Source organism: Microbulbifer sp. NBRC 101763 (assembly GCF_040371615.1).
In the GTDB taxonomy this organism is placed as follows: Bacteria; Pseudomonadota; Gammaproteobacteria; order Pseudomonadales; family Cellvibrionaceae; genus Microbulbifer; species Microbulbifer variabilis.
Map to the genome: position 1 here is coordinate 465,689 of NZ_BAABQV010000006.1, position 20,631 is coordinate 486,319.

Genomic DNA, 20,631 nt, shown 5'->3' on the forward strand with positions numbered 1-20,631 from the left:
GAAATTACTTGCCGGCGTAGTCGTCAGAAATGCTGACACCAGTGATCTCAATGGTTTCCATGGGTACATCCTGATGGAAGCCTTTGCTGCCGGTTTTCACGCTCTTGATCTTGTTTACAACGTCCATACCATCGGTCACCTTGCCGAAAACGCAGTAGCCCCAGCCCTGTGCATCTTTGCTGCGGAAATTCAGGAAATCATTGTCTTTAACATTAATAAAGAACTGTGAACTGGCGGAATGTGGATCCATAGTGCGTGCCATGGCCAGGGTGCCAGTATCATTTTTTAAGCCGTTGTCGGCTTCGTTCTCGATGGACTCGCGGGTTTCCTTCTGCTCCATTTCGGGGGTCATACCGCCGCCTTGGATCATGAAGTTGTCGATCACCCGGTGGAAAATGGTCCCAGTATAAAAGTCATCACGACAGTACTGCAGGAAGTTGGCAGCAGTCTTTGGGGCCTTGTCGAAATCCAGTTCGATAGAGATATCTCCGTGGGTAGTGTGCAGGGTGATCATAAAGTGTCCTATAAGGGTTGATTTGGGGCGGCATGATACCTTGTAGTCCGTAGCTGTAAAATGCTGCGATAGCAGATCGGTGCCGATTGCCTAAAAAGTGAACGCCGCCAACCAATTGATTGGTAGCAGCCTTTTCAAATTCGATATTCTGTGGCCCAACTAGGCTATAATCGGCCGTTTACATTCGCACAGCTGTAACGAGAAACCTATGACATCCGAGAGCAAGCCCGCTCACTTTTTACAGAACCTTATCCGCGAAGACCTGGCCGAGGGTCGGGTGACTCAAGTGGCAACCCGCTTTCCACCTGAGCCGAACGGCTATCTGCACATTGGCCACGCCAAATCTATTTGTTTGAATTTTGGTCTGGCACAGGAGTTTGGCGGTACCTGTAATCTACGCTTTGACGACACTAACCCTGCCAAGGAAGAGGAAGAGTTTGTCGACGCAATCAAGCGCGATGTTTCCTGGCTGGGCTTCGAATGGAACGGTAAAGCTAAATACTCTTCGGATAATTTTGACCAATTATATGAATGGGCCCTGCACCTGATTAAAGAAGGCAAGGCCTATGTCTGTGACTTGTCTGCTGAAGAGGCTCGCCACTACCGTGGCACGCTCAAGGAGCCGGGTAAAAATAGTCCCTACCGCGATCGCTCTGTGGAAGATAATTTGGCGCTGTTTGAAAAGATGCGCAATGGTGAAATGGAAGAGGGCCAGTGCAGCCTGCGCGCCAAGATCGATATGGCAGCGCCCAATATTAATCTGCGCGACCCGATCATTTATCGTATAAAGAAAATGGCCCACCACCAGACCGGTGACAAGTGGTGCATTTATCCCAGCTACGATTTTGCCCACGGCCAATGTGATGCGATTGAGGGCATCAGTCACTCTATCTGTACCCTGGAGTTTGAAGATCACAAGCCGCTATACGACTGGTTGATCGAGAATCTGCCGGTGCCTTCACGCCCGCGCCAGTATGAATTTGCACGCCTGCACCTCAACTACACGGTGGTATCCAAGCGCAAACTCAAGCAGCTGGTAGACGAAGGGCATGTAGACGGCTGGGATGATCCCCGTATGCCGACACTTTCCGGTATGCGCCGTCGCGGCTTTACGCCAGCTTCAATCCGTAATTTCTGCGAGATGATCGGCGTAACCCGCTCTGATTCCGTCGTAGATGTGAGCATGTTGGAATACAGCATTCGCGACGACCTGGACAAAAATGCCCCCCGCGCTATGTGTGTGATGGAACCACTGAAGATCACTCTGAAGAATTACCCAGAAGGCCAGGAAGAGATGCTGTCAGCACCCGGCCACCCGGTACGCGATGACCTGCCGGCTCGTGAGCTTCCGTTTGGGCGCACCCTCTATATCGAGAAAGACGACTTCCGCGAAGAGGCCAACAAGAAGTACAAGCGCCTGGTGTTGGGCAAAAAGGTACGTTTGCGTAACGCCTATGTGATCTTTGCCGAAGAAGTCGTGAAGAATGATGCCGGTGAAATTGTTGAGGTGATCTGCTCAGTTGATCTCGATACCTTGGGTAAAGACCCGGCCGACGGTGTTAAGCCAAAGGGCGTTATTCACTGGGTATCTGCCGATAACAATGTCGGTTGCGAAGTGCGTCTCTACGATCGCCTGTTCAATGATGCATCGCCGGATGCCGGCGGTAAGAATTTCCTCGACTGCGTAAACCCGGACAACCTGCAAATCCTAAAAGGCTGTAAGGCAGAGATCGGCCTGGCCAAGGCGGAGCCGGAGCAGGGCTACCAGTTCGAGCGCAACGGCTATTTCTGTCGCGACAGCAAATATGGCAGTGCGGAAGCACCGGTATTTAACCGTACCATTGGCCTGCGCGACAGCTGGGCGAAAGAACAAAGCAAGTAGTAGCAAAACCCGTAACTGTCTAAACGGCAGTTTCGTTGGGTGGGTCAGTGAGCGGCCCGCCCCAGGCAGCAAAAAGAATTCGAGAGAAAAGATGTCTCTACAGGTCTACAACACGTTTTCCGGGAAGAAAGAACCCTTCGTACCATTGGTGGAAGATCAGGTGCGCATGTATGTGTGTGGCCCCACCGTGTACAACCGTGTGCATATTGGCAATGCCCGCCCTGTGGTGGTGTTCGACACCCTGTACCGGGTGCTGAAAAGAAACTTCAGCGATGTGATTTACGCGCGCAATATCACCGATATTGACGACAAAATCATGAAAACCGCGCGGGATAATGGCGAGGAAATCGGCGTGCTGTCGGCGCGCTATGCCCAGGCTTACTACGAGGATATGGCCGCGCTCAATAACCTGGAGCCGGATATTGTACCCTACGCCACCCAGCACTTGCCGGAAATGATCGCGATGATCGAAAGCCTGCTGGAGAAAGGCCATGCCTACGCTGCAGAGGGGCATGTGCTGTTCGCAGTGGAGTCCATGCAGGAATACGGCCAGCTTTCCAAGCGCTCCCTTGACGATATGCTCGCCGGTGCGCGTGTGGAAGTGGCACCTTACAAAAAATACGCCGGTGACTTCGTACTGTGGAAGCCTTCCTCAGATGAAGAGCCCGGTTGGGACAGCCCCTGGGGGCGTGGTCGTCCGGGTTGGCACCTGGAGTGCTCGGCCATGATCAAGAAGCATCTGGGTGATACCATCGATATCCATGGCGGTGGTCGCGACCTGACTTTCCCTCACCATGAAAACGAGCGCGCCCAAAGCTGCTGCGCCAATGGTGTCGACTTTGTGCGCTACTGGATGCACAACGGCTACGTCAATATCGACGGCGAGAAAATGTCCAAGTCTTTGGGCAACTTCCGCATGGTTAAAGATTTGCTTGAATTGTACCCCGGTGAAGTTCTGCGTTTTGCGTTGCTGTCCGCTCATTATCGCTCTGAACTGAACTTCAGTGCTGACTTACTCGATCAAGCTTGGCGAACCTTGGACACCCTCTACGGTGCCCTGCGTGAAACCGAAGCCGTTGAGGCTGGAACTGCAGATTTGGGTGGCAGCGCCTTTATCAAGGCGCTGGAAGATGATCTGAATACGCCCATCGCCATCAGTGAACTGCATCAGATCGCCCGTGACCTGAACAAGGCTGAAGATGCTGACAAAGCGCGCTTAAAAGGTTTACTGCTGGCTGCCGGTGAAATGCTCGGTATTTTGCAGCAGGACCCGGAAGCCTGGTTCAAGCAGGCCCGTGGTGGAGAGGAGTCTGTTTCTGCTGAGGAAATTGAAGCGCTGATTGAAGAGCGTGTACAGAGTAAGAAAAATCGAGACTTTGCCCGTGCCGATGAGATTCGGGAGGAGTTAAAATCTAAGGGTGTAGTACTAGAGGATAGTCGAGAAGGTACCAAGTGGCGCCGAGAGTAAGGTGCCTCTTAATCAATAGGAACACTCAAGCTCTTTCCCGCCCTCATTTCAAATAGGTAATTGGGGTTTGGGTAACATCCGAATTTCATTTGTAGAAGCAAACTATGAAAAAAGTATTTGTCTTGATCATCTCTATTGTTGCAGTGGTAACCCTGACAGCTTGTGAACCCAAGCGTGGCTCCGATGCTTGGTGTAAAAAAATGGACAGTGTGCCTAAGGGACAGTGGACCATGAATGATGCGGGCGACTACACCAAGTACTGTGTCTTCAACCAAAAGCCGGAAGAGGAATAAGCGGGCCTATAGTCGTTGTTCTTCGTCGATTCCTACCAGCACTTCTTCCGCCCGCTGACCGGTAAGTACCGCGAGCAGGTGGTTGAGTGCTTGCGTCTTTTGTATGAGCGTCTGTACACCGCCAAGGCTGACTACGGTGAGTCTTTGCTGCGCGAGCAGATCCTGGAAATTTTTGCCGAGGCCCTGACCCGCGCGCCCCAACTCGATAGTGAAGATGGAGTGCAGGACCCCGAGGGCCGCTTCCGCAACCTGCGCGATCAGGCCGTCTGGGTACTGAACAGCCTGGTGGAGTTCGGTTGGTTGGAGAAGCAGGTGGACAGCGCCACGCTCACCGCCACCTATCCGTTTAGCCGCCGGGGCCGCCTTTTTACTCAGCCGCTGGTTGAAGTGAACGGCACCCGCGTGCGCACCCGCCACCGCAATACCCGCAATACCTTAAATGCCCTGGAAGCCTTTGCCAGCCGAGGTGAAATCCACGACTTGATCGATGCCTGGGAATACTCCGAACGTATCGTGGCGGATTTCACCGATATGATCGCCGAGCTGGAAGAGCGCAAGCGGGAAATGGTGCGGGAGGTGGAGGCCCAATTGCTGGTGCAACAGGCCACCGATGAGTTTTTCTCCTTTATGGAGAGCCGCTTCCAGCCGGACCTGGCTATCCGACTGTCTGCGGACAGCGTGGAAAAACATCGCGACTCCATCAACCGGGTGATTGACTGCATTCGCCGCAAGGAGGATGTGCAGAAAGCGGAGTGGGAGAAGCGCCTGCGCCAGCTGCTGCCGGAGTTGATGCAACCGGGCCAATCCCTGTTGTGGCTGATGCTCGATACCATCGAGGACCGCATGCGCCGCGCCTGCGAGGTGAAGTTGCCCGCTTTGCGCCGCGCACTACAGGGCTTTACCAAGCGTGCGGATATTATTATCCGCCAGCTCAGCTACCTGCACAGCCAGGCCGAAGGTGAATTTGCCGACCTGTGCCAGCGCCTCGGTGAAAGCCAGCAAAAAACACAAATTCTCGAGCAGCTGGGCGAACAGTTAGGTGGCTTCCAGCTGCGCCTGTTTGACCCCAAACAAACCCAGCTGTGGCAGCGCAATCGCCGCCAGCCGGTGAATACCCGGGTCGAAGATGAAACCCCCATCGGTGAAGAAAACCGTCGCGAGATCGAGCTGCAACAACTGCTCGACCAAGCGTTTAATTTCAACAACAGTAACCTGCGCGATTATCTGAGTGATGCCCTCGGCACCGGCCGCCAGATCAATAGCCGCAACCTGCCATTGCGCGATGCGCGTGATCTGCTCGCTATGAGCCATGTGATCGAAGCGGCGGCGGTGAACCAGAGCGGCGCCGCCGACTTGCAGGTGAAATTTACCGGTGAAATTGCCAGCAATGACTATTTCACCGAATTTGACGAATATATCCTGGAGCTGAAAAACAGTGATTGAACAGGCTTTGGAAGAGGCCCTGGCGCAGTGTCGCCTGAACCGCAGCGAATTTTCCGAGCTGCTGGTGCGCCTGTTGGATTACGGCGTTATCTGCCGGGATGAAAGCGTAATTGAGACCACCCTTTACGATCGCTTCCAGCGCTGCGAGCAGCTGGTGCGCGAGTGGTTGGCCCCGCTGGGATTGCGTTTGCAGCACGACAGCCGTTTCCAGTTTATCCGCGTGTATCCGCCCGGCGCCGAAGTGCCGGGTCTGCCGGATCAGGAAGAGCCGCACCATGGCGGCTTCCGCGCCCGCCTCAGCCAACAGGAAGTGGCCGCGATACTCGCCCTGCGGGTGGAATACGATAAAGCGCTGCGGGAAGGGCAGGTGGATGAGAGCGGCTGTGCCGCGCTATCGATGGAAGCCCTGGAACTGGGCATGCGCAACCTGCTGAAAATGTCCCTGCCGGATAAGCACGCCGAGCGTAAAAACCTGCTGAAGAAGTTGCGCCAGCTGCGTTTGGTGCAGTTCAGCAGTGAAGAAGTGGAGACCAGTGCGGAGGTTTGGTTGCGCGTACGCCCGACCATCGCTCACTTTGTCAGCGAGTCGGTATTGCACCAGCTGATCGACAGCGAAGTCCCGCCCGCAGTGGAGAGCGGGACCACTCAAGCTGATGAAATTGATGAGGCTGAAGAAGCAGAAGAAGAGCAAGCGCTCGAACGCATCACTCCAGAAGTCGAAGATAACAGCCTGTTTGAGAGTGAAGCCGCTTCCTAGTTGAAAATAGAGGCCGCACTAGCGGCTATAAAAAATCGAAAACATTCGACCGCCCGGGTTTGCGTAAATCGCGCCCGGGAGCCTCGGAGAGGGGTGTCGGCTTCCCGCCTGCAAAAAGACCCTGCTTTTGAAAAGACCGTTTTTTTGAAAAGACTATGTTCCTAAAAAAACTGATCCTGATTAACTGGGGCAATATCCCGCAGTTGGAATATGATTTCGGCCCGATCAACCTGTTTTCCGGTGGCAACGGTTCCGGTAAAACCACGGCGGCCGATGCTATCCAGACATTGATGACCGCCGCCCACGACACCCTGTTTACCTTTAACCCGGGACAGGATGAAACCACCCAGCGCGGGCGCGGTGGCAAGCAGGTGCGGACGCTAGCTTCCTATGTACTGGGTTGTGACGACGGCAGTTATGCCCGTGTCGAGCCCACCGACTGTTACATTGCCGGTATTTTTCATCCCACCAGCGGTGAAGACGACGCTGAGCCCTTTACCGCAGTGATGGGTATTCGCGCACACCTGGATAACAGCAGCAAACCCGCCCAGGCCCGCCAGAGTGATTTGCGCTTTTTCGTATTCCCCGGCGAACAGTTGGTGATGGGGGATTTTGTCCGGGATTACACCGATGGCAAACATTTGCTGCCGCTGGATAAATTCAACCAGGTCCTGAGCAAGCAGTTCGAAAAAGTAGAGCAGTACGACAAGAAAAAGGCCTACCTGCGCCGCCTTTACGGTGCCCTGCGTGGACGCCGCGATGCGGTCTCCGATCGCGAGGCCATGCACGCCGCGCGCACCTTTGCCAATTTTATGGCCTATAAGCCGGTTAAAAGCATCAACGATTTTGTCGCCCAGGAAGTGTTGGAAAAACGCGATCTGGGTGATGCCATCCGCTCCGTTTCCGAACTGATGAAAACCATCCACAGCATGGAACAGGAAGCCCGTCAGATTGTGGAGCGGGTCAGTTCCCTGGAGGCCATCGCCCAGTCGGTAGAGCTCTACCGGGAGCAGTGGTTGCAGTTGCGGGTGCAGGAATATTTGTGCGCGCGCCACCGCCAGCAGCGGGTACAAAAGAGCTATCTGAGCGGCAAGAACGACCAGAAAAAACTGCGCAGCGATCTGGACAACAATGAGCGCGAAGTGCGCGTCGCCTCCGAGCGCGTCGAGCAGCTCAATGGCCAGCTGGTAGAGCTTCAAGCCCAGCGCCTGGGTATCGATGCGCTGCGCAATAAGGACGAACTGGAACAGCGTATTAACAATGCCCTGAGCCTTCTGTCCCAGCAGCACACTCCGATGTCTGCCGAAGAGGCCCGCTGGCGCGAGAACCGCGAGGCCGCCGAAGAATTATTAAACCTGCTCAACTCCACTTCCGCCGAGCTGGAAATTCCCGCCTTCTCCGATAAAGCACTGGTGCAGGCGATCAAGCAGGTAGCCCGCGAGGAAGACCTGCCGGATCTGCACAAGTTGTTGGGTAAGGACTGGATTGACCTGGCTGCATTGGAGCCACTGCGGGAGCGCGCTGCCAGCAGCGAAGCTCTACAGAACCGCCTCTTCGACCTGCTGGATAGCAGTGGCAAAGCCGGCGCCAGTGATGAGGTTTCCCCCAAAGAGCAGATTGCCCAGCAGGCCTCCCGCTGGGAGCAAAAAGTGCAGCAGCTGCAAAAGCAGCTGCGCACCCAGGAGAGCCGCATTCAGCATCTCCAGGCCAACCGCGTGCGCTACCCCCAATCGGTGGAAGCGGCCCTGGCCGCAATTCGCGAGCAGTGCCTTGAGGCGGAGCCCCGCGTCCTGTGTGATTATGTGGAAGTGCTGGATGAGCGCTGGCAGATGGCGATTGAAGGCTATCTGGGCGGCGCGCGCTTCTCGATTATTGTGGAGCCGGAACACGAGGCCCGCGCGATTCGTATCGTGCGCAGCCTGCCCGGTCGCAACAACCGCGCCCGCGTGATCCAGGGGGATAAAGCCCGTCGCGATGCGGAGCGCCTGGATACGCCGTCGGGCTCCATTATCGAACTGATGGAGTTCACCCATAAAACTGCCGAGCACTATTTGCGCGCCTCCTACGGTGCTGTGATACAGGTGGAGGATGAACACGAGCTGCGCGGCACCCGTCGGGGCCTGACTGCCGACGGTATGGCCAGTGGCAACTACAGCATGTGGCGCTGCGATATGGACGATGCCGAGTTGGTCTTCGGCCAGGGCGCCCGCGCCCGCGCACTGGCGGCGCAGCAGCGCGCTATGGAGCAGTTGCTGAAAGAGGCCGCCCACGTCAACGAGCGCCACCAGCTCTACCGCCGAGTCACCAACGCGGTGCGCGGACTGGCGAATATCAAGCTGTTGTCCATTGTGGATTCCGCCCTGGCGGCCCAGCGGGAATGGCGCAGCGCCGAGCGGGCCCTGGAAAACCTGGACCTGAAGGACTTCGAGCAGTTCGAGCAGCAGGTCGATGAACTCAAGGCCCAGCTCAAAGACCAGCAAAAGCAGCTGTCGGACCTCCAGCGCAAGCATGGCTCTCTGGAGACCAAGCTAAGAAGCAACGAAAAACTCTTATACGCGCTGTCTGGCGAGCTGGAATCCCTGGACGATGCCGCCAGTGACAGCGAGGAAATGGTAAGGCGTATTACCGCCATCGACCCCACCTTCGATGCCGAGCAAGTGCTGGTTACTGCCGACGAGCAGGTAGAGCGCGCCGCCGACAGCTTCGACTTCTCAGCGGATATCGAAAGTTGGCAGGGACAGCTGGAGAAATACAGCCGCCAGCTCGATCGCGCGGTGATGGAGTACAACGCCACCTGTGCCAGCGTCGATACGCTGGTGTTTGAGCCTGACTTGAGTGGCGGCCACAAAGATGGTTTGTTCAAGTTGATCAGCGGTCTCGGCGATCAGGTAGAGACCCTGCGCAACCGCCTGAAGAACAACCTGCTGGTGGAGCGACACGATCAACTGCTGGGATTGAAAAAATCCTTTAACACCACTTTTGTAACCCACTTGTGCCACGCTATTTACCAGTCCATTAACGATGGTAAGCGCGTGTTGGATGATCTGAACAAAGAGCTGGAACACCACCGCTTTGGCGCCGACCGTGAGCGCTTCCGTTTCGACTACCAGTGGGTGGCGGAATTCAAGGAATATTGGAGTTTCTTTAAGGCGGTAATCGAACTGCCGAACTTGGGCGAAGAGCAGAGCCTGTTCGACACAGACTTGGCGCCCAAGCACCGCAAGGTGCGGGATCGCCTGTTGAGTATGCTGCTGAGTGAAGACGAGCAGGTAGCGCGGCGCGAGCTGGATCGAATCAGCGACTATCGCAACTACCGCAGCTATGAAATCTATAAGGAACCGGAGGGCAAGGAGCCGATTGCGCTCAGTCAGTACGGCACCGGTTCCGGCGGTCAGCTGGAAACGCCGGCTTATATTATCCGCTCCGCAGCGGTCACTTCGGCCTTCCGCTTTGGTGAAAGCGGCAGCCATTTGCAAATGGTGCTGGTGGATGAGGCCTTCTCCAAAATGGATGAGTCCCGCTCCAAGGAAGTGATCCGTTACCTGACTGAAACCCTGGGGCTACAGCTGCTGTTCATTATGCCCAGCAGTAAATCGGGGCCTTTTATGGACCTGATCTCGAATCAGTTTGTATTCAGCAAGTGCCCCAGTGCCAAGCCCATCGGCCAGCTGAACACGCGGGTGTATGTCGATCGCAAGGTGTGTAACCAGGAGCGTATCGCCGAACTCTGGGCCAATCACCGCCGCACGATTCGCCAGCAGGCGTCGCTGGATTTTATGGACCTGGTAGAAGTAGAGGGATAGGTATTTTCGGGGGAAACCCCTCCATTGGCAGGGAGGCAACCGATGGAAAAGACATTGCCCTATTGGGTAGAGGAAAACCCGCTGTTAATCGGCATCCTGAATTTTATTCTGGATCGGCGGGACAGCCAGCTGGAACGCGGCAAGGAAGCCCGCATTAGTTTCAGGCTGGATTTGCGCGCTGGCAGTAAGCGCTGGCTGGAAGTGTTGGAGCCCCTCAGGGACCCCGACCAAGACGAGCAGGAGCTGTGGAGTGAATTGCAGCACTTTGCGCGGGAATACCAGTGTTTTACGGTGAAACCGAATCCGAAAAGGCGGCCGGGCATTACCGAGTGGCAGGGGGCCCAATTGATTTTTCGGGATGCCAGCGAGGAACAGCTGCGCCTGTGGCTCAATCGCCCATCCCCCACTGTTCGCCAATCCGCCTGGACCAGCCTGCTGGAACCCTATGCCGACCGCTTTGAAAATCCCGCCGCTTTTCCCCTCGAAGGCTTGGAACTCCAACCGGGGTTTGATTCCGTCGAAGAAATTATTGCTTGCTGGGTGTCCGTCGGCAAAGAGCTGATCTTTGCCGATAAAATTTCCTGGCGACAATTGGCCGCACGCTGTTTTAAAGGGGATTCCAAATACCTGGAATTACCCAGCCGTCAATCTTTGGTACGTAACCTCTATCCTGACCTGAGCCGTAAAATCCAGGAGCGCCAGCTTTTACTCCACGCCTACCTGCCCAGACAATTTGAACAGGTCATTTTTATCGAAAACCAGGACACTTTTATTAGCCTGGCGGAGCTGCAACCCAGTCGTGCTGCGCTGGTTTATAGCGAGGGCTACCAGGGCGGCGCAGAACGGATTCGCAATGGGGCGAGGGTGCGCTTCAGCACTATTAATGTGGTTAGTGAAAATATCCGGCAGCAATTCCTTAGCTGGTGGCACGATGGGGAGTCCCGAACGGTTCCAACATTTTTCTGGGGGGATCTGGACTATGAAGGATTGCGGATTGCCGCAGCGCTGAGAAAGAGCTTTCCCGACTTGCAGTGCTGGCGCCCGGGCTACGATCTGTTACTGCATTTTTTGCGCACGGGAAAAGCCCATGCTCCGGAGCAGGCGGAAAAGGTGGGGCAAAAGCTGGTGCAAGCGATTGGTTGCCAATACGCAGATAGCACTCTGCTGCCAGCAATTTCGGGCAGCAATCGCTATGTGGATCAGGAGGCGGTTGAGATTGGGGAGCTGGCCGGGACATTGGTGTGAATATGTCGCTATCCGATAAATTTTAATTGTTCGTTTTTATGGAATGGTGACTATCAAGGCTTTGGCAGGCTTTTGAACTTGTTTTTTATGCGCAATATCTCGGAAGATACAGAAAATTTGCTGTAAAAATGCCCTTCAAAAATAAGAAGGGATGTTTCTGGAGATTTTATGCGTCAGTTTTCCATTTTGGTCATTTTCGTTTTGGCCTTTGGCGGCGCCGCTGTTTTGTACGAGAAGGAAAGTCGTAAAGTAAAAGGCGTCCTGACCCAGATTACTGAGCTACAGGCGCAGATGGGCGACTTGCAAGCGGAGGTCAATCGACTTAACAGCGAGCTGGAGGCAGTGAAGCTTGCCGAGCGTCGCCGCCCGAATCTGAGAACTATGGCCAGTCGTATCCGCCGAGAGAGCACACCTTCCACGCCGCCTAAGCCTGTGGTGGAAAAACGATATGAAAGAAAGTCCAGCGGCTTGGTTACCTCCGATGTCACTACAGCACCACCCGCCATCCAATCTAATAATGGTAATGCAGAGCAGGACAGCGAGTGGTCCCGCCCGACCATAGATGCAGACCAATATCAGGAGGAATCTGGGGGGCAGGAGGTACTGGACCCTTACCAGTAATTTGTTCTCAGCTATTGATTCCAGATTGAAAGCCCGCAAAATACCTGCGTCTTGGCGCGCATAGCGCTAGGTATTTCGCGGGTTTGCTGTTTGTAGCAGACTCAATATGTAGCCACGGTTTGTGAGAGGCGATACGGCCAATGTCGTTAGATAAATTTTATGCATCTCTGAGTGGACAGCTGGAAGGCCTGCTGTCAGCTGAAAGAGACTGGCTGGCCAATACTGCCAATGCCAGTGCACTGCTTTTTATGGAGCTGGAAGATATCAACTGGGCGGGCTTCTACTTTCTGCATGGCGAAGAGCTGCGCTTGGGGCCCTTCCAGGGCAAACCGGCATGTACTCGCATCCCGGTAGGTGCCGGTGTCTGCGGCACTGCAGTTTCCACTGGCGAATCCCAATTGGTTGAAGATGTGCACCAGTTTCCCGGGCATATCGCTTGCGATGCGGTTTCTGCCTCTGAAGTGGTCATTCCGCTTTACGATAATAATGGCCATTGTCTCGGTGTGTTGGATATTGATAGTCCCACCGTTGCCCGCTTTACGCGAGAAGACCTGACAGGTTTGCAGTCCTTTGCACAGGTGCTGCTGAAATCCTCCGATTTGCCAAGCTGATGGCATTACTGTGGCAGAAGCAGGTAGGGGGTACCTGTTATCAGGTGCGTAACCATGGTGCCAGTGTGCGCCTTTACAGTAATGGGGTTTTTCACTCCCAGTGGAATCCCCGAGACCCTCTCAAGGGCTCCCTTTGGGAGCTGCTTCTGCTGCCGGCATTTTTCATTGATGAAAAGCGCTTGAACTCGGTGCTGCTGCTTGGTGTAGGAGGTGGCGCCCTGATTCGCTTACTGCAGGCTTATACCTCGGCAAAGCGTATTATTGGGGTTGATCTGGACCCTGTGCATTTAGAGATTGCCCGGCGTTTCTTCCGTGTGAGTAATGTCGATCTGGTGTGTGCCGACGCCACTGAGTATGTGGCGGATCACCTAAATGATCCTTCCAATGAACCATTTGATCTGGTTATCGATGACTTATTTGGCCACACTCAGGGAGTGGCGCAGCGCGCGGTGCTCGCAAATAGACAATGGTGCTCCAGCCTGATGCGCCTGTTACACCGGGATGGCGTGCTGGTGAGTAACTTTGGTGACAAACACGAATTGCAGGGCAGTGCTTGGCGCCAGCAGTCTATGCGCCAGAGATTAAAAGGTGCCTGGATGGCGTATATGCCTCAGTATGAGAATCATATTTTGGCAGTCAGTCGCAAAGCTTTGCCTTTGGCGGATCTGCAGTGCCGCGCACCAGATAAGATTAATCCAACCAACCCCAACCGACGCCTCAATTTCAAGATGAGCCGGCTGCGTTGACAACTAATTTTTGCCCGCCTTAGGACTCAATTCCGGCACTAGGGTGACAAATATGGGAATACTTACCAGTCACCTAAAACGCTGTCACCTCAATACTGATATTGATTGGCGCCCTTTGACACCGGCTGCCTATACTTAAGTCAGCGACGTAGTTTTTTTGGGACCGGTCGATGCGGTACAAAACTGTTGAGGAAGTGATCCAGGAAGGAAGGGACTTTCATGCCAAGCTGGCGCTGCAATATGAAGAGTATGAGCAGCTCGCCACCAATAAACGGGTCGAGCTACTTTTGGATCAGCTTCGACGACGGGAAGACTCCATGAAGCACTCGCTGGAGAACTTCCATGCAGATCTTCCCCCAGGTGCTCTGCATACTTGGGTGCAATTTGCTCCCGAAGGGCGCGAGAAAGAATTCCTGCAGCGACTGCGAAGTATCGATATTGAAAACCTCGACGACATTGCCAAATTGGCTATGGATATCGAGATTTACCTGGCGGATCAATATCGTGACTTGGCGCAGGGTGCAGAAACGCCCTCGGCACGGGAAGCTTTCGAACGTTTGCGCCAGCTTGAGGAGCTCGAGGAACACACGCTTTCGATGAACCTCTTCAATTTACGCGATTATTAGGATCGCAATCCTGCCCTGGCGACTGCTTTTCCTGTTATCCGTATCGCCTGCGCTCTAAGGGCGGAGGCGGTACACGCAGAACCCTTTCTCTTTGGTGATTAGCCGCACATCAGAGAAGTAGTGCGGTCCCTTCTTTGCCAAAGGAATAAACTCATTCACCACAAAAAGTGCTGAGCCGGTAATTTTAAGTATCCGCGCGCTGTGCTGTAGGAAACGGTCAGTGAGGTCGCCTTCAACCTGGAACCCTTGGTGAAAGGGCGGATTACAGAGCACCAAATCTGCGATTCCGCCTTCCAACTCAGAACCGGCATCTGAAGGCAATACCACGCCCTTTATACCCAGCTCGCGGAAATTCTTTTCGCAGGCCAGTAGAGCAGCGGCATTGTTATCGGTGCCGGTAAAGTGGAATTCGCCTAAGGGGGCCAGCTGGGCACTGAGATAGCCGTAGCCGCACCCCAGGTCCACGACGCGGGCGCCAGGTTTCGGCAGTTCGGTGGTGAATTGTTGGGCCAGCAGCGCGCTACCTTTGTCGATCTTGTTCCAGCCGAACAGGCCAGGTTTGCTGTACAGGCCGTTGAGCTCCGGCAGACTGCGTAGTTGCGGGTAATCCAGTTCGCCAACTAGCTCCTCTGCACTTGGGTGATCCACTCGGTTAGTACTGGAATAGTCATTGCCGTGTTTTTGCAGTTGTTTAGCAGTGCCAAGGCGCTCAGCTACTTTAGCCGCATAGCTTTTGATGCCGCTCTGTTTTCCCCCAAGCAATACCAGCTCGCCGCCTTCGCCGAGAAAGTGTGGAGCCTGGTTGATGATGTGATGAACTACCGCCTTTTCTTTGGAGACCGAATAAACGATGCGGCGATAGTTGCGGTCCGGTTCCCCAAAGTGGAAGTCGTTAAAGAAGCTGCGGGCCACTTTGCCCTCTGCCTGCTCAGCAATATCCCAGCGATTACTGAGCAGGTCACCATCAAAGTGAAATCCCGGCTGCAGCAGGGATTTACTGTTTTCATCGGCGATCCACAGGGTTTCTCTGGGTGCCTGGAGGAGTTCCTGTAGGAGAAGGGCAGACATATTGTTTATTGTACCGAGGCGATTTCTTCAGGGGTTAGGAGGCGATATTCGCCTTCTTGGAGTTCTTCATCGAGGGAGATGTCGCCGATTCTCTCCCGGTGTAGCTCTAGTACCCGGTTACCCAAAGCGGCGAACATACGTTTTACCTGATGATAGCGGCCCTCACCAATGGTGAGGCGGACCTCGTTGGCATAGAGAATCTCAAGCTTGGCCGGTTTGGTTCTCTTCTTTTCGTTGTTGAGCCAGATGCCCTTGGCAAACTTTGCCACCGCATCCTCCTCAATTCTCTCTGCCAGCATGGCGTAGTAGGTTTTATCACAATGATGGTTTGGTGAGGTCACTTTATGGGACCACTGGCCATCGTCGGTGAGCAGGACCAGCCCGGTGGTATCGATATCCAGGCGCCCGGCAATATGCAGTTTGGATTTGTTGGGCTCGTCAATCAGGTCCAGTACCGTAGGGTGTTCGCCATCTTTGGTTGCGCTCACATAGCCCAGAGGTTTGTTCAACATAATGTAGCGTGGCCCCGGCTCGTGCAGGGGCTCGCCATCCAGGTACAGTGCATCGCCGGCCTGTACCTTGGCGGCTGGGTCGGTGACTATCTCGCCATTCACACTGATGCGCTCCGCTTTGGCGGCGCGCTTGACGTCGGAGCGGGAGAGGTCAGTCACCTGGCTGACCGCCTTATCCAATCGTATAAAACTAGCCAATCTTACGTTCACCGGAATCGACAGATTGGTAGATAAGGGTATTGATGGTCATAGGGCCAACACCGCCGGGCACCGGGGTGTAGGCGGCAGCGCGATCAATCAACGGGCCAAGCTCGATATCGCCCACACCGCCTGGATGGTAGCCGGCATCGACAACCACTGCGCCGTCCTTAATCCACTCCGCCTTGATAAATTCCGGCTTGCCTACGGCGCCCACTACGATATCTGCGCGGCGGATATGATCGGCCAGATCTTTGGTTCGCGAATGACAGATGGTGACGGTAGCGTTGGCGTTTAGCAGCATGGCCGCCATTGGCTTGCCTAAGATGGGGCTGCGACCTACAACCACGGCATGCTTGCCTTCCAGTTCAATATTGTAGGCTTCCAGCAAGCGCATAATGCCTTTTGGAGTTGCACAGCCATAGGCTTCTTCACCCATGGCCATACGACCAAAGCCCAGACAAGTTACGCCATCAACATCCTTATCCAGGCTGATAGCGTCGAAGCAGGCGCGCTCGTCGATCTGTGCCGGTACCGGGTGCTGCAACAGAATGCCGTGGACGTTGGGGTTGGTGTTCAGTTCTTCGATCTTGGCGAGCAGCTGCTCAGTAGTGGTGGAGGAGGGCAGTTCCACCTGCATGGAATCCATGCCGATACGGCGGCAGGCATTGCCTTTCATCTTTACGTAAGTGGCGGAAGCGGGGTCATCACCCACCAGGATGGTAGCCAGGATTGGCGTTTGGCCACCACTCTTCTCCTTCAGTGCGGCTACCCGAGCCGAAAGTTCCTCTTCAGTTTTCTGTGCCAGGGCCTTGCCGTCCAGAACCAATGCAGACATAGATGCTATCTCTAACAATAAAAAATCGAGTGCTAAATAGACCGGAGTCTGCTCCAGCACCTACTTTATATAGAAGGGCGGAAGCAGGCGGCTTTCGAGCTGCTTACTTTTTATCCGGTCGGATTCGCGAAGTGCGCCATTTTCGCACAGGTTGGAAATAATTTCGCCACTTCAGGCCCTTGAGAGGCAAAAGGATAAACTTCTTAAAAAATAATAGCTTAGAAGCGTTGACACAGGCCTGGGGTATCAGTACTATGCGCGCACTTCGCAAATGCAGCGATCTAAACAACCACCCCAAGGGCGGTAAGCAAGATCAAAGAAGTGCGAATGATTGGAAAAACGGGGCATAGCGCAGTCTGGTAGCGCGCCTGCTTTGGGAGCAGGATGTCGGGGGTTCGAATCCCTCTGCCCCGACCAATTTTCCGGGTTCACCTTGCGCCCGTAGCTCAGCTGGATAGAGCATCCGCCTTCTAAGCGGATGGTCGCAGGTTCGAGTCCTGCCGGGCGTGCCATCTTCACTAGATGGTGCTGGTTTGGCAAAAAGGACTCAGTCTGAAGCCAGATTGGCTGCAAGAGATATCCGGAACTCAGTACTGCCACAAGGTGCTGAAGTATATCACTACTATGGTGGCCGTAGCTCAGTTGGTAGAGCACAGGATTGTGGCTCCTGAGGTCGCGGGTTCGATCCCCGTCGGCCACCCCAGATTCTTCCTTGTTTTTCAAGGACTTAAAACCTCGCTTAGTGCGGGGTTTTTCGTTTTGGGCCTTTGAGGGGTAATTCGAGGGGGTAATTTTTACCACAATCGATTTTTCCCGCTTCCCGGATTGGATATTTATCCAGTGCTTTTGGTACTCAGAAGTGGTTCTTTCAGGCGTCAATATTCTTAGTTACGATGAGTTTTCTGTAGAGAGAAAAATGCCGCCAATGTTTGATGTGGAAGCCTAGGCCGCTGTTCAAATTTTCTGCGATGGGTTTCTGAATGAAAGACAAAGAAATATATGCTGAAATAGGGCAGTTACTATTTAATGAGGCTCCTGATGTTTTCGGGGAGGTTCATGTTCTGTTTGGGAGATTTGTAGATACTTTTTTGATTTCTGCATGGACCGGAAGGTTTAGAAAGGGGAAAGGCTTCACATTTTCTCCCGGCACGCCTTTGAAACTCGCCGGGCTTGTAAAAGATTTAAAGGCGTTCTACCTGGAAAATGAAATGGGGGATTGGAACGTTATGCATTATGTTTTGATACCTTCTTCAGGCAAATATGATCTTGAATTTGACTACTGCAAAGAGCTGGAGAATGATGAGATAGATTTCTCGGACTATGCAAGAAGGCTCGATAGGGCTTCAAGAATTCACCAAAAGTGTCATTGGAAATTATCCGCTCCCAGTAAGATTTTTTATCTGCTACCCGTTGGCGTGTCCCTTTTACTCTTAATTATCGCCTTGTTGAGTGAAATAACTTTATCTACGGTGTGGTTGTAGCGCCATATCATGTAGTGAGTTTTATATCCGCTGAATTTCTGCTTATCGCCTTCGAAATCTGAGATGCGTTTTATCTTTTGCCTTAATCGATGATCAAAACAACGTACAGACTGATGCAGGCCAGCCGGTAAGCGTCGCCGATCACGCGGCCGATATAGTGGCAAGCTATATAGTTGAAGTGGTAAACCTTCTACCTGTGCAAAGTTCGATTACGGCGATGGCCCTACCTAGTGGGTATTACTCGCCGATGTTTTCAGTAGCAGAGAGGGCATATCGCTGGTGCGAAGGCCCGAATTATAGAGCCATGGCTTACATCCGCAGAAAGATCCCCTCTAACTCACTGATTTAATTGGAGGTAAAATGTGTTCAAGGGCGGGAGGTTGAGCCAGGCGACTTGAGCCAATGGCTCACTATCACTGGTTGCTATTTAGACAAAAATTTATAACCCGTTGTAAATAAAGGCTTTTTTTCGGAGCTTGGAGGTCCCATCCTAGTAATAGTGGCCAAATGGATAGTGAGCCACTGGCTCTTTAATAAACTGTTAAGTGTAAAATCCATGAGTAGACATCAAGGAAAGCAAGAAGAGCGAGAATTTGAGGGAGAGAAACTTCCCTCAGAATTCAAGCTGTCTCGCTCTAAAATAATGTATATCGAAGATAAGTCGGACGGCCTAGAAGGTGAGGCTCGTATTGGTCGTGTTTACTTATCAAAGTCAGGAAAAACGCTTTACTATCGAGGAATGAAATTTCAAAGCCTTAAAGGTAGTGGCTTTAAAGCAAATTACTTCGAGGTCGAGTCTGGTGACCACTATTGGATATCCGGGCCCCGTAAAGATAAAAATGACCGTCTGTATGGCGGTAACAGTGGTGTGGAAATAGACAATGATGTCCATGAAGAGTACAGGCAGTACATCAACACTTAACATGTGGCGGCACAATATCCACACTTCGTGTGGCTGGACAAAGCACTGAGTGCTTTGCCTGTGCGCCAGGCGTTAAATGTCCGAGCGGGGAACCGTTACTTATAGAGGAAATATGACATGATGAGTCTTATATTTATTTTGGTCCTTACCAGCATGATTATTTTTGCTTCGATCGCGCGAAAACGTCATTTAAATGAAGTATTCGGGGCTTTTATGGGGGGCTTCTAGGGCCAATCGCCATTCCATTTGCCTTGGTTGCAAAACAAAAAAATGATGGGGTTTAGGTAAGGATGCTTTTTTCTAGAAGTCGGTCGTCACGGTCTATCTATGGTGCCCTTGCTATCGCTTTTTCAGCTTTAGTTGGCTGCTCAGACTTTTTCCCTGTAAATAAAGGCTTTTTTTCGGAGCTTGGAGGTCCCATCCTAGTAATAGTGGCCAAATAGATAGTGAGCCACTGGCTCTTTAATAAACTGTTATGTTTCATCCGAGATTTGAAAAATGACTAAAGACTTCAAGATAAAGCCAGGCGAATTTAAAGATATCGCTGTTGGATATGGTGGCTGCATTGCCACAGATATGATTACTGTCCATGGCAAGAAAGTTGGCTATATGTATCGCGAAGAGCCAAGAAATGAAATGGACAGCGGCTGGTGTTTCATGTGGGGAAAAGAATCACAGAAGTATATGGATGATCCCGCGAACCATGAAATATATGATGTTAATACTATCGCCAATTACTCACCCGACATTACTGAATTTCTTGACGCGCCATATGGCTCGGCATTTGAGAGAAATTCTGAAGGAAAGCTGGTAGAAATTGAAGATTAAAAACATAACAAACCGCTCAAACATCGTTCCGGCCGCAAAAAGCACGGCCTCCACTGGACTCGCTACGCGTTGCTTCGCTCGCCGTTTAGCGGGGCGTTATACGTAAACCACCATGGAAGAACGAGATAGAGAATTAGCTGAGTCAGTTTTAAACAGGTTGTTCTGTGGTAGTGCAGTGAATGGGCTGCGCTTCTTTACCCCTCAGATTCTTCTGGATGGACCAGCAAAAATTTCGCAAGAAGGTTACATTAACCTCACTTCAGAATGGGTAGTGTTTGATTCCTTGCCAAAAGAATACCCTGGGAGCTTTGAGGAGTTGACTCAAGAAGAGGAAGAGTTAGCAATTCATAAGCTGCGAGGAGAGAAAGTAGAAAAAATAGAAATCCTTTCCCCGTGGCCACATTTAGTTGTTCATTTTAAAAGTGGTAAAGTTCTTTTTATACACGGCAAAGATGAGCAGTACGAGCCATGGACTGCTGGCTTAACCAACTTTGGCAACGATAGTGAGCAATGGTTGGTGGTTGCATGCCCCGACGGTGGTTTAGCTGTGTGGGCACCAGAAGGGTGGGCGGCACATGAAAACGTATAACAAGGTTATCAACTACGCGCCTTCGGCGCCGGACGCAGCAAAGCTGCGCCGGTTATAACGGCGTTAACCCTATGAGGAAAGAAATGGCTAAAGAAAGGAAACCATTCATCACACTTGGAAAGTCAAAGTTTTCCAAATTCGCCAATGGTACTGTACTCGTCATCTTACTGATCTATGCCGCTATAA

At 52.9% G+C, this 20,631-nt stretch carries 19 protein-coding genes and 3 tRNA genes; 18 read left to right on the forward strand and 4 right to left on the reverse strand.

Annotation, left to right across the window (positions count from 1 at the left end; genetic code table 11):
- Nucleotides 1-4 precede the first annotated feature (4 nt).
- Nucleotides 5-514 (reverse strand): peptidylprolyl isomerase, encoded by a 510-nt coding sequence (locus ABWV76_RS17250; protein ID WP_282953141.1) that lies wholly within the window; start codon nucleotides 512-514, stop codon nucleotides 5-7.
- A 208-nt stretch (nucleotides 515-722) separates the two neighbouring features.
- On the opposite strand from ABWV76_RS17250, the gene ABWV76_RS17255 reads away from it, so the two are divergent.
- From ABWV76_RS17255 to ABWV76_RS17305, 11 genes are all read left to right on the forward strand, one after another.
- Nucleotides 723-2,396, forward strand: a complete 1,674-nt coding sequence (locus tag ABWV76_RS17255) for a glutamine--tRNA ligase/YqeY domain fusion protein (RefSeq protein ID WP_020413172.1) — start codon at nucleotides 723-725, stop codon at nucleotides 2,394-2,396.
- 91 nt (nucleotides 2,397-2,487) lie between these two features.
- Nucleotides 2,488-3,864 (forward strand): cysteine--tRNA ligase, encoded by a 1,377-nt coding sequence (gene cysS, locus ABWV76_RS17260; protein WP_353376743.1) that lies wholly within the window; start codon nucleotides 2,488-2,490, stop codon nucleotides 3,862-3,864.
- Nucleotides 3,865-3,968: 104 nt separating this feature from the next.
- Nucleotides 3,969-4,157 carry a DUF3012 domain-containing protein gene (locus tag ABWV76_RS17265; protein ID WP_020413170.1) on the forward strand — a complete coding sequence of 63 codons (189 nt, stop codon included), beginning with the start codon at nucleotides 3,969-3,971 and terminating at the stop codon, nucleotides 4,155-4,157.
- Nucleotides 4,158-4,172: 15 nt separating this feature from the next.
- Entirely contained in the window at nucleotides 4,173-5,600 is a 1,428-nt protein-coding gene (locus ABWV76_RS17270) for a Wadjet anti-phage system protein JetA family protein (protein WP_020413169.1), read from the forward strand.
- Nucleotides 5,593-6,357: a DUF4194 domain-containing protein gene (locus ABWV76_RS17275; RefSeq protein ID WP_353376745.1), complete on the forward strand. Its 765-nt coding sequence runs from the start codon at nucleotides 5,593-5,595 to the stop codon at nucleotides 6,355-6,357. The genes ABWV76_RS17270 and ABWV76_RS17275 overlap by 8 nt, the downstream gene beginning before the upstream one ends.
- Nucleotides 6,358-6,512: 155 nt before the next feature.
- The gene (locus ABWV76_RS17280; RefSeq protein ID WP_353376746.1) at nucleotides 6,513-10,160 is read left to right on the forward strand and encodes an ATP-binding protein; all 3,648 of its coding nucleotides are present in this window, start codon (nucleotides 6,513-6,515) and stop codon (nucleotides 10,158-10,160) included.
- A 42-nt stretch (nucleotides 10,161-10,202) separates the two neighbouring features.
- Complete coding sequence (locus tag ABWV76_RS17285) at nucleotides 10,203-11,405, forward strand: Wadjet anti-phage system protein JetD domain-containing protein (protein WP_353376747.1); 1,203 nt, start codon at nucleotides 10,203-10,205, stop codon at nucleotides 11,403-11,405.
- A 168-nt stretch (nucleotides 11,406-11,573) separates the two neighbouring features.
- On the forward strand, nucleotides 11,574-12,026 hold the full coding sequence (locus ABWV76_RS17290) for a hypothetical protein (RefSeq protein ID WP_020413165.1): 453 nt from the start codon (nucleotides 11,574-11,576) through the stop codon (nucleotides 12,024-12,026).
- A 140-nt stretch (nucleotides 12,027-12,166) separates the two neighbouring features.
- Entirely contained in the window at nucleotides 12,167-12,637 is a 471-nt protein-coding gene (gene msrC, locus ABWV76_RS17295; protein ID WP_020413164.1) for a free L-methionine (R)-S-oxide reductase MsrC, read from the forward strand.
- The gene (locus tag ABWV76_RS17300) at nucleotides 12,637-13,383 is read left to right on the forward strand and encodes a spermine/spermidine synthase domain-containing protein (protein ID WP_020413163.1); all 747 of its coding nucleotides are present in this window, start codon (nucleotides 12,637-12,639) and stop codon (nucleotides 13,381-13,383) included. Before msrC ends, ABWV76_RS17300 begins: the two co-directional genes overlap by 1 nt.
- A 170-nt stretch (nucleotides 13,384-13,553) precedes the next feature.
- Nucleotides 13,554-14,009: a hypothetical protein gene (locus ABWV76_RS17305; protein WP_020413162.1), complete on the forward strand. Its 456-nt coding sequence runs from the start codon at nucleotides 13,554-13,556 to the stop codon at nucleotides 14,007-14,009.
- 54 nt (nucleotides 14,010-14,063) lie between these two features.
- Here the strand turns inward: ABWV76_RS17305 and ABWV76_RS17310 are convergent, their stop codons facing one another.
- The 3 genes from ABWV76_RS17310 to folD are packed head-to-tail and all read right to left on the reverse strand — an operon-like array spanning nucleotide 14,064 to nucleotide 16,625.
- Nucleotides 14,064-15,077, reverse strand: a complete 1,014-nt coding sequence (locus ABWV76_RS17310) for a class I SAM-dependent methyltransferase (RefSeq protein ID WP_353376748.1) — start codon at nucleotides 15,075-15,077, stop codon at nucleotides 14,064-14,066.
- A 5-nt stretch (nucleotides 15,078-15,082) separates the two neighbouring features.
- Entirely contained in the window at nucleotides 15,083-15,787 is a 705-nt protein-coding gene (gene rsuA, locus ABWV76_RS17315) for a 16S rRNA pseudouridine(516) synthase RsuA (protein WP_020413160.1), read from the reverse strand.
- Nucleotides 15,780-16,625 carry a bifunctional methylenetetrahydrofolate dehydrogenase/methenyltetrahydrofolate cyclohydrolase FolD gene (gene folD / locus ABWV76_RS17320; RefSeq protein ID WP_020413159.1) on the reverse strand — a complete coding sequence of 282 codons (846 nt, stop codon included), beginning with the start codon at nucleotides 16,623-16,625 and terminating at the stop codon, nucleotides 15,780-15,782. The genes rsuA and folD overlap by 8 nt, the downstream gene beginning before the upstream one ends.
- 340 nt (nucleotides 16,626-16,965) lie before the next feature.
- Between folD and ABWV76_RS17325 the strand changes: the two genes are divergently transcribed.
- From ABWV76_RS17325 to ABWV76_RS17355, 7 genes are all read left to right on the forward strand, one after another.
- Nucleotides 16,966-17,042, forward strand: a tRNA-Pro gene (locus tag ABWV76_RS17325).
- Between the two features lie 18 nt (nucleotides 17,043-17,060).
- Nucleotides 17,061-17,137, forward strand: a tRNA-Arg gene (locus ABWV76_RS17330).
- Between the two features lie 115 nt (nucleotides 17,138-17,252).
- Nucleotides 17,253-17,328: transfer RNA gene (locus ABWV76_RS17335), tRNA-His, on the forward strand.
- A 277-nt stretch (nucleotides 17,329-17,605) separates the two neighbouring features.
- The gene (locus ABWV76_RS17340; protein ID WP_353376749.1) at nucleotides 17,606-18,106 is read left to right on the forward strand and encodes a hypothetical protein; all 501 of its coding nucleotides are present in this window, start codon (nucleotides 17,606-17,608) and stop codon (nucleotides 18,104-18,106) included.
- A gap of 556 nt (nucleotides 18,107-18,662) precedes the next feature.
- On the forward strand, nucleotides 18,663-19,028 hold the full coding sequence (locus tag ABWV76_RS17345) for a hypothetical protein (RefSeq protein ID WP_353376750.1): 366 nt from the start codon (nucleotides 18,663-18,665) through the stop codon (nucleotides 19,026-19,028).
- 498 nt (nucleotides 19,029-19,526) lie between these two features.
- Entirely contained in the window at nucleotides 19,527-19,856 is a 330-nt protein-coding gene (locus ABWV76_RS17350) for a DUF2185 domain-containing protein (RefSeq protein ID WP_353376751.1), read from the forward strand.
- A 112-nt stretch (nucleotides 19,857-19,968) separates the two neighbouring features.
- Nucleotides 19,969-20,445 carry a hypothetical protein gene (locus tag ABWV76_RS17355; RefSeq protein ID WP_353376752.1) on the forward strand — a complete coding sequence of 159 codons (477 nt, stop codon included), beginning with the start codon at nucleotides 19,969-19,971 and terminating at the stop codon, nucleotides 20,443-20,445.
- Nucleotides 20,446-20,631 lie beyond the last annotated feature (186 nt).